7 protein-coding genes are annotated in these 12,761 nt (G+C 57.9%); 2 read left to right on the plus strand and 5 right to left on the minus strand.

The window, feature by feature from the left end; translation table 11 throughout:
- Nucleotides 1–28: 28 nt before the first annotated feature.
- From CA51_RS06280 to CA51_RS06290, 3 genes are all read right to left on the minus strand, one after another.
- Nucleotides 29–2,353, minus strand: coding sequence for a S9 family peptidase (locus CA51_RS06280; protein ID WP_145118812.1), 2,325 nt, complete (start codon nucleotides 2,351–2,353; stop codon nucleotides 29–31).
- Between the two features lie 23 nt (nucleotides 2,354–2,376).
- Nucleotides 2,377–4,077 carry a B12-binding domain-containing radical SAM protein gene (locus tag CA51_RS06285; RefSeq protein WP_145118814.1) on the minus strand — a complete coding sequence of 567 codons (1,701 nt, stop codon included), beginning with the start codon at nucleotides 4,075–4,077 and terminating at the stop codon, nucleotides 2,377–2,379.
- 79 nt (nucleotides 4,078–4,156) lie between these two features.
- Nucleotides 4,157–5,878 (minus strand): ATP-binding cassette domain-containing protein, encoded by a 1,722-nt coding sequence (locus CA51_RS06290; protein WP_197451635.1) that lies wholly within the window; start codon nucleotides 5,876–5,878, stop codon nucleotides 4,157–4,159.
- A 429-nt stretch (nucleotides 5,879–6,307) separates the two neighbouring features.
- Between CA51_RS06290 and CA51_RS06295 the strand changes: the two genes are divergently transcribed.
- Nucleotides 6,308–8,341, plus strand: a complete 2,034-nt coding sequence (locus CA51_RS06295) for a dipeptidyl-peptidase 3 family protein (RefSeq protein WP_145118818.1) — start codon at nucleotides 6,308–6,310, stop codon at nucleotides 8,339–8,341.
- A gap of 129 nt (nucleotides 8,342–8,470) precedes the next feature.
- On the opposite strand, the gene CA51_RS06300 is transcribed toward CA51_RS06295, so the two are convergent.
- Nucleotides 8,471–8,869 carry a hypothetical protein gene (locus CA51_RS06300; protein WP_145118820.1) on the minus strand — a complete coding sequence of 133 codons (399 nt, stop codon included), beginning with the start codon at nucleotides 8,867–8,869 and terminating at the stop codon, nucleotides 8,471–8,473.
- 138 nt (nucleotides 8,870–9,007) lie between these two features.
- Nucleotides 9,008–9,418 (minus strand): hypothetical protein, encoded by a 411-nt coding sequence (locus CA51_RS06305; RefSeq protein WP_145118822.1) that lies wholly within the window; start codon nucleotides 9,416–9,418, stop codon nucleotides 9,008–9,010.
- Between the two features lie 2 nt (nucleotides 9,419–9,420).
- On the opposite strand from CA51_RS06305, the gene CA51_RS06310 reads away from it, so the two are divergent.
- Nucleotides 9,421–12,654, plus strand: a complete 3,234-nt coding sequence (locus CA51_RS06310) for a hypothetical protein (RefSeq protein WP_145118824.1) — start codon at nucleotides 9,421–9,423, stop codon at nucleotides 12,652–12,654.
- Nucleotides 12,655–12,761 lie beyond the last annotated feature (107 nt).

The raw sequence follows: 12,761 nt of genomic DNA on the forward strand, positions 1-12,761 counted from the left end.
TCAACGTCGATTGAAACTCCATCGAGCGCTATCGTCCGCCTGCTGGAAGTTTGTCGTTCAAGTACCGCGTCATCAACGCCCGCAAATGCCGCGTCGTATTTTTCCCTTCGGAGATGCTGTGCGAGCGGTTCGGGTAGGCCCACATGTCGAACGGTTTGTTGTGCCGAATCAATTCGTTGATCAACATCTCGCTGGTTGCATAGTGGCAGTTGTCGTCGCCGGTGCCATGGATCAACAACAGATTGCCCTCCAGTTTGTGGGCGTGTGTAATCGGCGAACCCTCTTGGTAACCGTCGACATTGTCGCTGGGCAATCCCATGTAACGCTCTTGATAGATCGTGTCGTAATAGCGGTGGTTGGGAACCGGAGCGATCGCGATCGCTGTCTTGTAGAGGTCGGGGAATTTGAAGATCGCGCACAGCGACATCGAACCGCCACCGCTCCAACCCCAGATGCCAACGCGATCGGGATCGATATCCTTGCGATCCTTCAAGATCTGCCGGACCGCGGCGGCTTGGTCCAGCGGCGCGTTGATGCCGATCTTGCGATAGATGCTTTTTCGCCAATCGCGTCCCCGCGGCTGAGGCGTCCCGCGATTGTCGATGCTGATCACGACGTAGCCTTGCTGTGCCAGCATTTGATGCCACAGAAAACTCGATCCGCCCCAGCGATCGCGGACCGTGGTCCCCGCCGGTTCGCCATAAACATAGATCAACAGCGGATACTTTTTTCGCAGCTTGTGATTGGGCGGGTTGATGCACCACGCATCGAGTTCGACACCATCGTCGATCGCCACGCGGAACAGTTCCGCCTTGGGCAGTTTTCGTTTCGCCAGTTTCTTACGCAGCGCATCGTTCGCTTCCAACATTTCGATTCGCTGGTGGTCGGGCAGCGAAATCAGATCGGTCTGCGGCGGCGTGTTGAGTGTCGAATAGGTGTGGAAGGCGAACTTGCGATCGGCTGACAGTTGGTAGCGATGCGTTCCCGGTTGATCCGCTGGCGTCAACCGTTGCCATTGGTTGCCGGTCAGCGATGCGGTGTACAAGTACCGCTGGGTGGCGTTCTCGGGCGAGGCGATCACATAAGCGAGCCCCTGTGTCTCGTCGATCCCCAACAACTCGATCGCATCGATTCCTGCGGGCGTGATCGGTGTCAACGCTTGGCCGTCGCGCGAGGCTAGGTAGACGCGTCGCCATCCGTCGTGTTCGCTGATCCAGGTGAAACGCGTGGCATCGTCGAGCCAGAACATTTCGTCGTGCACATCGACCCAGGCGGCGTCGGTTTCGGTGAGTACCGTTCGCATGCGATTCGAATCCACATTCCAAACAATCACTCGGTTTTCGTTTTGCAATCGATTGAATTCTTGCAATACCAGGTCATCGGGCGATGCGGTGTCGACAGCGGGAGGTGCCATGCGGTCGACCGGTTCCCCATCGCCAGGACGTTCGCGACGCGGAGCCCACATGATCCGAGCGATGTAGTGTTGGCGTGGATCGCCCAATTCGATCCACTTCGTTTCGGCGGTTTTGATATCGACGACGCCAACGCGACATGCGGAGTTCTGTTGGCCGGTTTTCGGATAGGGGAAGGTGATCGTTTGAGGATACATCTGCCGCGTGTTGTTGATCATCGTCATCGTCGGCACGCCGGTAGTATCGAATTGCCAGTACGCGATCCGCGATCCATCGGGACTCCAACGGAACCCGTCGCGAATCCCCAGCTCCTCTTCGTTGACCCAGTCGGCTGTTCCGTTGATGATCTTGTCCGAGGCGGTCTTCGTCACTTGCCGGATCTCGCCCGTCAGCAAGCTTTCGACATAGATATTCCGCTCGTGAACCCAAGCGACACTCTGCCCGTCGGGAGAGAATTTGGCAAACATCAACGTCGCCTCGGGGCGATCGCCGCCGAGCTTCTTCAGCGTTCGCGCCGATCGATCCAGCACCCAATAATCGCCGCGGGTGTGGCGTCGCCAAACGCGGCGAGTGTTGGTGAAGATCAGCACGCGTGATTGGTCTGCGGAAAAAGAGAACGATGCGACGTCCAACGGCTTCGTCTGTCCCGCGGGAATCAGGCTGCCGGCAGGGACCAAGACATCGCGATGCTTGTCACTGGCATCGATCGCGACGATCCCTTTGTCGGATGAACCGTCGGAGGTCGGCAACCGCTTGGTATAGCGATGCCCTTCGGGGAGCCAGTCGCCTGAAAACGAACGGGCTGAAAACTCGCTGGAACCATAGATCTGATCGACGCTCAACAACGCCGGTTTGGCAGCGTCGGGCGACTTGGCGGATGCCACTGCGACGTGGAGACAAAGAGCAGCCAGCAGGCCGAGGTAGGCAAAACGTGAAGTCATAGTTGTCGGTCGCGGTGGGGGAGTCAACGTGAGTGGGATCGTGCCGCGTGCGGCGGACATTCAGCGGCGGATGCGGTTTGCGGCGGATCGTTCCTCAAAACCGGCAGCGGAGCCTGCTGCTCTATTGTAGCTTCGCGACGGGTGCGCATCGACTTTCCAATCGTCGAAACGAAGGTGTCCGGATGTTCGATCATCTGTTGGGTCATCTTGTGTTGATGGTAGTGCATCGCACACTTGGTGAGGTAATAGAAACAGACCGAAGGGTTGGTGAAACGATGCCTGACAAGGTTGAATATCCGCTGGCGATAGATTTTGCGGAGGCCCCGATCGGGAGTGCCACGCATCAATTTCCAAAACAGGACGCCAAAGCCGACGGTATAAAACGTGGCGTGCCGCAGGCGCATCAGGGGCCGTTTGCGGAACGCTTCGGTTTCGAAAGCTCTCAGCCGGAAGCGGTCTTGGATGTACAGTTGGTCCAAGCGGTCGAAGTAGACGTCGGGCGTATACGCGTCGAACATCGTCTTCATGTATCCGGCGCGGAGCGTTTCGCGTGACATCTGTTTTGGGATCACATTGGTCCCAAAAGGCTGGTCGTCGTTCAGATCCAACCGTCCCTCCTGCTGCAGCCTGGCGTGCAGCGGCGTCTTGGGAATCGCATGCAACAGCCCGACCATCGCCAACGCGATCCGCGATTCTTTCAAGAACTTCGTCTGCATCGCAAAGATGTCGGGCTTGTCGTTGTCGAATCCGACGATCAGCCCGCACCAGACCTCGATCCCGAAGTCTTGAATCTGGTGAATCTTTTCCAGCAGCGTGCCGCCTCGCTCGCGGACGTTTTGAAATTTCTTCGTCTCCTTGAGCGATTCCTCGTTGGGGCTTTCGATTCCGATAAAGACAGCTTGGATGTTGCAGCGGGCCATCAATTCCATCAGCTCTTCGTCTTCACAGAGGTCCAACGAAGCTTCGGTCATAAAAGCCAGCGGGTATCCGTTTCGCTCCTGCCACTGGGCGACCTCTTCCAGCACCGGTTTAATGCCACGCTTATTCCCGATCAGATTGTCGTCGACGATAAATGCGATCCGCATCCCTTCGCTGCGCAGGCACTCCAGTTCGTTAATGATCTGCGAGGCGAGTTTGATCCGCGGCTTGCGGCCGAAGGTGACGATGATGTCGCAGAACTCGCACTGGAACGGACAGCCGCGGGAGAATTGCAGGCTGCCAAACATGTAGTGTTTGTTTTTCAGCAGATCGTGCCGCGGGGTGGGGACCGTCGTCATGTCGGTCCGATCGGTCTGTTCGTAGCGTTTTTGGTGGTCTCCCGTTTTCCATTCTTCGAGAAACTGGGGCCAAGTCGTTTCCGCTTCGCCGACAAAGATCACATCGGGCAAGCCGTGGAAGTAATCCTCTTCGACCGTCACCCAGGGGCCGCCGAGAGCGACAAAGACGCCGCGGGATTTTAATTCCTGGATGATCTCGTCCATCCGGAACCGCTGGACGCTCATCCCCGTGACGCCGACTATATCGAATTGGGCGAGTCGATCGAAGTCGAGCGGTTCGACATTTTCATCGATCAGCGTGACGTCGTGCTCTTCGGGCGTCAGCGCCGCCAGCAGCGGCAGGCTGGCGACCGGCATGTTCGCTCGCGTCCCCATGATCGCTTGAGCGTGTTCCATTCCCCAATACGACACTTCAAACAGCGGATTGACGATCGCAATCGTAGCCATCTCGATTCCCCCCCGACATGAGTTTGAACAACACACAAACTATTGTAGGGCAAGCGACTGGCGACCGGATCGGAATTCGCTATTTTAAATCGCGGTACGGGTTGAACAGTTGATAGTTCAAGTGACGGTACAAGTCGCTGCTGGTGAGCAGTTCCTCGTGCCGCCCTTCGCCCGCGATCTGCCCATTGCTGAGAAGGACCACGCGTTCGGCAGCTCGCAGCGTTCGCAGTCGATGCGGTAGGATCACGACCAGCGTTCCCGTTTTGACAAGTTCCTGCAGCGCATCGAGGCAGGGATCTTCGGGGAGATCGGTCTGGCTGGCGGAGAGTTCTTCCACGATCACGACCGCTGGCTTGGCCAGCAGCGCCCGAGCGACGGCGACTTGATAGCGACCGCTGGCTTCCAGACGCGAATCGCCCGGCGAGATCTCCGCCGAGAAGCCCTCTTCGAGTTGTTGGATCTTTTCGTAGATGCCAACTTTCCGAGTCACATCGGCTAGGTCAGCGGTGGTCACGCCGTCGGTATTGGCTCGCAAATTCTCTTCGATCGAACCGGTCCAGATCGGGCCATCGCTGCCGACCCAAACGACTTGTTTGCCCAGGGCGCTGGGATGGATGTCGGCGATCGCCATCCCGTCGAGCGTCGCTTTGCCCGAGGCGGGGCGGCCAAAGCCGAGCAGCAGTTCGACGATCGCGCGGAGCGCGGCGACGTCGGATCCCATCAAGGCGACCAAGCTGCCTGGTTCCAGACGCAGCGAGATATCGTTCGCCAACACCTGCTGTTGGCCGTCATGCAGCGTGACGTGCGAGAGTTCGATCGCGTCGTTGAGTCCGCCGATTCCCAGTCGTTCGCTGGCGCCGGCTCGCGTCGGTTGATCGAGAAACGAAAAGACGGTCGCTGCAGAATCGGCGGCGACTTGCATTAAATGTTGCGTCTTGGCGAGGCTAGCCGCCGCCATCCCGGCGCCAAACAGGCTGAGCGCCAGGACGATCGCCGCCGGCAACGTGAGCCCCGATGTTGGGTCGAGCAGGTTGACGCCAAGGGCGAAAAAGAGCAGTCCGATCGCCAGTGTAGCGGCCAATAAAAGAACGGGAACACGGCGGATCGTCGTCTTGTCACGGACCGCTTGCAGATCCATCAACTGTTGCAGTTGAGCGTTGTACAGCAGATTAAACTCTTCGCCGGTCTGCAGCCGAGCCAGCATCGGTCCCTCTTGAACCATCTCGACAAGTCGTTCGCGCGACCGTGGGAGTTCCCATTGGCTCCCCTCGGGTTCATCCATGCCTTCGAGCCAGCGATAAAATTTCCAGACCAGCAACCAGCTGACGACTGCCAAAAGGGCCAACCAGACATCGACGAGTCCGGCCAGCAGGATGCAACCGATCAGGATCACGACGCGGCGAGGCGTGGTGCGATACCAAGCGATCAGTCCGCACCGCAGTTCGGGCAGCGAGTTAAGGATCAAGTGTTCGGCACGGCGGCGTTGGGCGGTGACTCCTTCGGTCGAAGCGTGCTCGATACAGCGGGTCAACGTGTCGCGGTGCAGTTGCGCGACGACGCTGTCGGCGCGGTGGAAGACGATTCGATAGAAGATCGATAACAACAGCGCTTGGGTCAGCGCGATCGCGACGCCAACGCTGCCGATCAAGATCAATTGGTGCAGCGGTTCCATTTTCAACAGCCACTCGGGCAACGGCACCGACAGATAGCGGCCCAACACGACGGGCGACGCATGCAGCCCGCGATCCTGCAGCAGGACGGTCGCGATTCCGGCGACGATAAATCCCAGTGGAATCAGCAACCCCGAGATGATCGCACAGAGATTTCCGATGAGGGTTGATGAACCGCTGGGCACTTGTCGTGCTCGCGAAAACGCGCTCGATGGCATGTGATGACCTGACACTCAGCAACGGAAGAAAATGGACAAGTTGATATCGGCAAAGGTTTCCGCCATAAGCCAGCCGCTATTATAACCGCAATCCAGGCCCTGCGGTCATTGGCAATCCGCCGAAACCAGGGCTATTCAGTGTTTGGGCTTACGCAAATTTGCCGGCACACCTTAGCGCGGCGTTGTGCAAGTGAACCGGACGCTCGCGCGTGGCGGCTGATACCTCCAATTGAGACCGTGATTTGCCCTGCGGACGAAGGCTTGCGAGATCAGCATCCTGCGTTCGCTTCGCTACAATGGCCGCATCAAGTCTCGACACCCTACGCAAAGGAATGACCCCCGATGAATCGAATCTGGCTGCCGCTGATTGGATGTCTACTGAGTGCCACGCTGGCCGCCGCGGACGAGCCGCCGCAAGCGAAAGATCCGGAGACGCGAAAGTACTTGTTGGACCGAGTCGATGATGTCGCGATCGCGCAGTTGTATGTCGATGGATTCGAGCAGTTGCCACTGAACGACAAACTGCTGATCTACCATCTGACGCAAGCGTCGATCGCCGGCCGCGATATCTTCATCGACCAAAAGTACAAACATTCGTTGCTGTTGCGCGATCTGATCGAAGAGACGCTGACGCATGCCGACGGTATCGATCCCGAGGTCCTTGCCGAAATCCGTCGCTACGCAAAATTGTTTTGGGTTAATAACGGCCCGCACAGTGCGCTGACGTCGCAGAAAAATATCCTCCGCTGTTCGCCTGAGGCCTTTGCCGCAGCGGTTCAAGCCGCCGTCGACAACGGGGCCGACATTCCGCTTGCCCAGGGGCAGGATCTCGCGGGCTTGTTGTCGAGTCTCCAGGCGGTGCTGTTCGATCCAAAGTTCGATGCGTTTGTGACGCAGAAGTCGCCAGCCGACGGCGAGGATATTCTGACAGCGAGTGCGAACAATTTGTACGACGGCGTGGTCAGCAGCGACCTGGAGGGTTTTGAAGAGCAGTACCCGTTGAATTCACGGTTGGTTAAAAAGGCCGATGGGACGCTGGAGGAGCAGGTTTATCGGGCCGGCTTCGACCACGTGATCCCCGGCGGAATGTACGCGCCCGAGCTGACCGAGGTCTGCAAACATTTGGAAGCTGCGATTCCCTACGCCACGCCCAAGATGGCCCGTGCGCTGGGGCTGCTGATTCACTATTACCACACCGGCGAAGCTGTCGACTTTCGCGAATACAACATCGCTTGGGTCGACGACAAAGACTCTCCGGTCGACACCATCAACGGCTTCATCGAAGTCTATATGGATGCTCGCGGCCAGAAGGGTTCGTGGGAATCGGTCGTCTATTTCAACGATCCGGCCAAGATGGCGATGATCACCGCGTTCTCGGAAAACGCTCAGTGGTTCGAAGATCAGATGCCGTTTGATCCGCGGTTTCGCAAACCGGAGGTGAAAGGGATTTCGGCCAAAGCGATCCAGGTGGTGATCGAGACCGGCGATTCGGGACCGGTCACGCCGATCGGCATCAACCTGCCCAACGCGGGCGATATTCGCGAGCAGTACGGCAGTAAATCGGTCTCGTTGAGCAACGTGGTCGAAGCCTATGAGCGGGCGAGTTCCAAGAGCGCGCGGGCGGAGTTCTGTTTAAACGAAGAGGAGTACCGGCGCAGCGCAAAATGGAAGAGCCTGACGTTGGCGTTGGAGGTGAACATGCACGAGGTGATCGGCCACGCCTCGGGACGCAACGCCGATTCCTTAAAGGTCGATCCGTCGATCGCGATCAAAGAATATTATTCCGCATTGGAAGAGGGCCGCGCCGATCTGGTCGCTCTCTACTTCATCGGCAATCCAAAACTCGTCGAACTGGGACTTGTCGATAACGCCGAGGATCTGCGTGAAATTCAACGGACTGCGTATGAGGAATACACGCGCAACGCGATGACTCAGTTGCGGCGATTGCCAACCAGCACGACGATCGAAGAGGATCACATGCGGAACCGGCAGATGATCGTGCATTGGTTGGCGGCGAACACTGCGGCGATCGACGTGATCGAAAAGGATGGCAAAACCTATTACCAAGTGATCGACGTCGACGGCTGGCACGATGGCGTGGGGCGGTTGTTGAAAGAGGTGCAGCGGATCAAGAGCGAAGGGGATCGGGCTGCGGCGGAGCGGTTGATGGAAGATTATGCGATCAAGATCAACACCAAGCTGCGCGACGAAGTGTTGCAGCGCTACAAAGCGTTGGACCAGCCGGCCTACACAGGTTTCGTGATGCCTCAATTAACGCTGGTGAGCGATCCTGAAGGGGCGCCAATCGACGTGGCGATCGATTATCCGCAGGACATGGAAGCGCAGATGCTGCGGTGGTCGGGGCGCGTCAAATGACCGCTCCGGCTCGGCAGCTGATAGAAAAGAAAATGCAAAGCATCGCTGCCCCGACGATGCTAGGGTGAATGCGGTTGACCGATCGCCCAGCGATCTGAGCTTGGAACGGTCAACGCTTGTCCTCGCCATTTAGTGGCGATGGTGTCCGCGGTGCCCGTTGTCGCGATGCCCGTGGTCACGATCGCCATGGTGTCCGTGGTGACCACGGTGGAGATCGTAGTGACCGGGGACATAGTGGTAGTGGTTTCCATGTGGCACCAGGCTCGGGCGGTGGTAGTCGTAGTGCGGGCGATGCGGATGATGGCCGCCGTAATACGACCGGTGCTGGCTGTAGATGCGGGCGGACGAACCGTACCCGTAACCATACGAAGGCCGGTAACTGCGGTTGTAACCGCCGTACCCGTAGCTGGGCGTCCCAAATTGGATGCTGAAGCCGCCAGTTTGGGCTTTCGCTTGGGGTGCGTCGCCGACAGCGACAACTGCGAAACAGAGACATGGAACCGCCAACCATCGAAGTGTGCGTAACATCTTTTCGTTACCTCCCTAGAACGTTTTCCGCAGCGACTAATTTCGAATCGCGACCCTCAAAAGCGGGCCGCGGCGAACTGTCGTTCCTGCCACGGACTTTAGTTATCTTGCTCGCGGCTCCCCGGAATTGGGTCGCCTTCACGATACTCTCATTAGATGACGCAAGCTGCGTGCCAGAATCGCCCGCTTGATCGGTGAAACATTCCAGGGTCGCCCGTTTGCGCAGCAATTGCCGGGGGCAACGCGATCTGGATCGGCGGAGCAGCCGATCCGCCGGGAACTCGGGGGTGTTGTCGTTTTGATGACACGCCGTATTGGAATGATACCGGTCGGCGCAAGAAAGTTCTCGATTCCGGGCGGGAAACTCAAGCTAATACGTTCAAACAGCCGAACCGTGATAAAAGCCAGAACCGTCAAAGTTTCGCGCGCCGATTTTCCAATTGCTTGCAGTGGTGATTCGTCTACTACCGCAGCGGGTGTTTTGATAGAAGCGGCCTCGAAGCGGTGCAGCAGTCCCAAAATCACATCGGTGAAATCGGTCGGAGTCATTCATGGTCATCTCAATCGTTCTCTTCATTCTCGTGGGCATGGGCATCGGCCACTTGATTTGGTACCGAGATCGATCCGAGGACGAAGCCCGGATGATCCACATCGAGGCTCGCTACCGCAAGCTGCGGGCGATCACGCGGCAGCGGAAGCGGCAGCATGCTCAACAGGATCGCGACTGGCGAGAAGCTCGCACCCAGTGGGAAGGGATTCGCGATCAGAACAAAGAGCTGACGCGGATCCAGCGGGAGCTTGAAGTCAAAGCGAACGATGCGATCACTCAACGCGATCTGTTGAGCCAGCAAGCTCAAGAGGCGGTCAACGATGCGGCCCGCGAAGCTGCGGAACGCGATCGTTTGCTGCAGGAGTTGAACGACGTCAATCGAGCCAAATCGCAAGCCGATGCGCAAGCCAAACGGCTCGACAGCGAGCTCGATTCGCTTCGCCAGCAACTCGACCAAACACGGCATGATCGCGAGCTCCGGCAGAACGAACTGAAGCAGACTGCGGAGAAGAAGGAGAGCCTGCAGCGGTTGCTGGATCAAACGCGCCAGCAAGTCACCAGTTTGCAGGGGGACAACCAGAAGCTGGACGCTCAGATCGAGCAGTTGCGTCAACAACGCGAACAATCGCTCGGCGAAGTCGCGGCGCAGCACGATCGCGAGATCGCTGGGCTGAAGCGTCAGCTGGCCGAAGCCGAACAGACGCACAACGATGCGGCGAAGAAGCATGGCTTGGAAATCGCCAAGCTGACCGAACAGCTGACTGGCAAACATCGGGCGGCGATGACCGAGGTCACGGCGAACTTCACAGCTCAATTGGAATCGGCGCAGGCTAAGCTCAACGCAGAGATTTCGCAGCGTTCCAAAACGGGAGAAGACTTCCACCGGCAGATCGCCGAACTGAAGCGGCAATGGTCCAGCGAGCATACCGCAAAGCTGTCCGAAACCACCGCCAAGCACCGCGCGGAGATCGAATCGCTGCAAGCCAAGATGAAGCAACAGGCAGCGTTGCACGAAACCAATTCGGCGTCGTTCCAACAGCAGATGGATGAGTTGCAGGCTCGCTTGACTCGCGAGCACGAAGCGATTCAGACCGAAACGAAGACCTTGCATCAGCGCGAGGTTGAATCGCTGCGAGACGAGCTGACCAAGCAGGTCGCCGGCAGCAAAAACAAAGCGGTTACGCTGAAACAACAACTGGAAAAACTGAAGACGCAACTGACTCGCGACCACGAAGCGATGATCGCTGAAACGACGGCGAAGCATCAACAGGAGCTTGCATCGCTGCAGGATCAGCTGAAGCAACAAGCCGCTGGCAGCGAGAACCAAGCGGCGTCGCTGAAGCAGCAACTGGCCGATTTGAAGGCTCAACTGACTCGCGAGCACGAGGCGTTGATCGCTGAAACGACGGCGAAGCATCAACAGGAGATCGCATCGCTGCAGGATCAGCTGAAGCAACAAGCCGACGGCAGCAAGAGCAAGACGGCGTCGCTGAAGCAGCAGCTGGCGGATTTGAAGGCTCAACTGACTCGCGAGCACGAGGCGTTGATCGCCGAAACGACAGCGAAGCATCAACAGGAGATCGCATCGCTGCAGGATCAACTGAAGCAACAAGCGGCTGGCAGCGAGACGACAGCGACTTCGCTGAAGCAACAGCTAGCAGATCTGAAGGCTCAACTGACACGCGAGCACGAAGCAAAACTAGCCGAAGCGGCCGACAAGCATCGCCAGGAAATCGAGCGTCTGACGCAACAGTTCGACGCCCAAGGCAAGACCGCGTTGGTCGATGCGGCGGCAGATTTCGAGCAGCAGATCGCGGCGATCGCGGCTGATCTGGCAGCGACGACAATCGAGTCGCAGAAACAACAAGACGAATCGAGCAAGACGATCAAGCGATTGAGCGAAGAGTGTCAGACGTTGAAAGGATTGGTAGATCAAAATCAAAGCCAATCCGAACAGCTGGTCGGCCAATTGAGCGACCGCGACGAAGTTCTGAAAAAGCTGCAACAGGAAGTTGGCCAAGTGAAGGTGCAACGGGACGAATTGAAGTCGGAGTGCGAGCAGTTGAAGAGCGAGCAGAGCAAGCTGGAATCGCAACGCAAGGAACTGCAGGTTCATTGCGACGACTTGCAGCAAGAGGTTCGGGCGGCCGACGCGTTGCACGCGAAGTTCGAAAAGCAGGTAAATCACGTCAAGCAATTGGTGACGCAACGCGACAGTGCGATGGATCGAGCCAATGGGTTGGAGGCGACGTTGGCCGAGGTCGACGCCAAGCTGATCGCTCGCGAGCAATCGATCGACGAATTGAAGCAGGACCTGAGCGAGCTCACGACGCAACGCGAGACGATGTCGTCCGAGCTGCGTGAGTTGACCGATTCCAACGAACGATTGAGCCAACAGGTCGAAGCGAAGTCCAAGGAACTGAGCCAGGTTGCCAGCAAGGTGGCGGCGCTCTCGGAACTGGAACGTCAACGCGACGAAGCGACGTTGAAGCTGCAATCGGCCAGCGAAACCAACGCCAACATGCAGAAATTGTTGAACCAACGGGACCGGGAACTCAAGAGCCAACAGCAGTTGGTTGCCGAATTGGAATCGAGTCGCAACGATCTCACCGCAGATACCGAATCGCTGCGGACCGATACCGAATCGCTGCGATCACAGATCGCTCAATTGACCAACGACCTCGCCGGCATGGAAAAGCTGCGTCCGCGATTGGCCGAGTTGACAAAGTCGTTGGAGCAGTCCGAGGCTCGCAATTCGCAACTGCAATCGACCGTCAAAGAACTGAGGTCACAACAGAAGGCGATGCTGGGGCAGGTCGAGCAGATCGAACCGCTGAAGCAACTGCAGAAACAGACCAAACATCAGCTGACCCAGGCGGTCGAAGAGCACCTGGAGACGGCAAAGCAACTGGAACGCCAATCCAACCGAGTGCAGGAACTGCAAGACAAGGTCTCCGAGTTGGCTCAAGTCCAGCCCCAGGTCCAATCGCTGCGGAAACAACTGGAGGATACGACGGGACATCTCCGCGATGTCACCGAGGACTACAACGCCAGTTTGGACGCCAATGCGGAAGCCGAACGTCGGATCATCGACTTGCAAACCCGACTGTCCGAACGGGCCGAAACGATTCGCGAACTGCGACGCAGCCGCGGGGCTATCGATCTGGCGGAACAGGACGCGGCGGAGGAAAAGCCCGACGTGATCCCCTTCAAGCAACGCGATCAAGCGGCTTAAGCCGGCTGCCGGTCGGCAGTTTGCTTTAAAGTAAAGGGCTTCGCTTGGTGCACCCAATAATCGCGGACGCTTACTACGTCCGCGATCCTTTGAAAGCGGCGACCGGT

The sequence above is a fragment of the Rosistilla oblonga genome, assembly GCF_007751715.1.
Taxonomy (GTDB): Bacteria; Planctomycetota; Planctomycetia; order Pirellulales; family Pirellulaceae; genus Rosistilla; species Rosistilla oblonga.

What these genes read in the sequence shown, in the direction of transcription:
- CA51_RS06305 (WP_145118822.1), bottom strand. Translation starts at nt 9,418, where the DNA reads ATGACTCCGACCGATTTCACCGATGTGATTTTGGGACTGCTGCACCGC.
- CA51_RS06300 (WP_145118820.1), bottom strand. Translation starts at nt 8,869, where the DNA reads ATGTTACGCACACTTCGATGGTTGGCGGTTCCATGTCTCTGTTTCGCA.
- CA51_RS06295 (WP_145118818.1), top strand. Translation starts at nt 6,308, where the DNA reads ATGAATCGAATCTGGCTGCCGCTGATTGGATGTCTACTGAGTGCCACG.
- CA51_RS06280 (WP_145118812.1), bottom strand. Translation starts at nt 2,353, where the DNA reads ATGACTTCACGTTTTGCCTACCTCGGCCTGCTGGCTGCTCTTTGTCTC.
- CA51_RS06285 (WP_145118814.1), bottom strand. Translation starts at nt 4,077, where the DNA reads ATGGCTACGATTGCGATCGTCAATCCGCTGTTTGAAGTGTCGTATTGG.
- CA51_RS06310 (WP_145118824.1), top strand. Translation starts at nt 9,421, where the DNA reads ATGGTCATCTCAATCGTTCTCTTCATTCTCGTGGGCATGGGCATCGGC.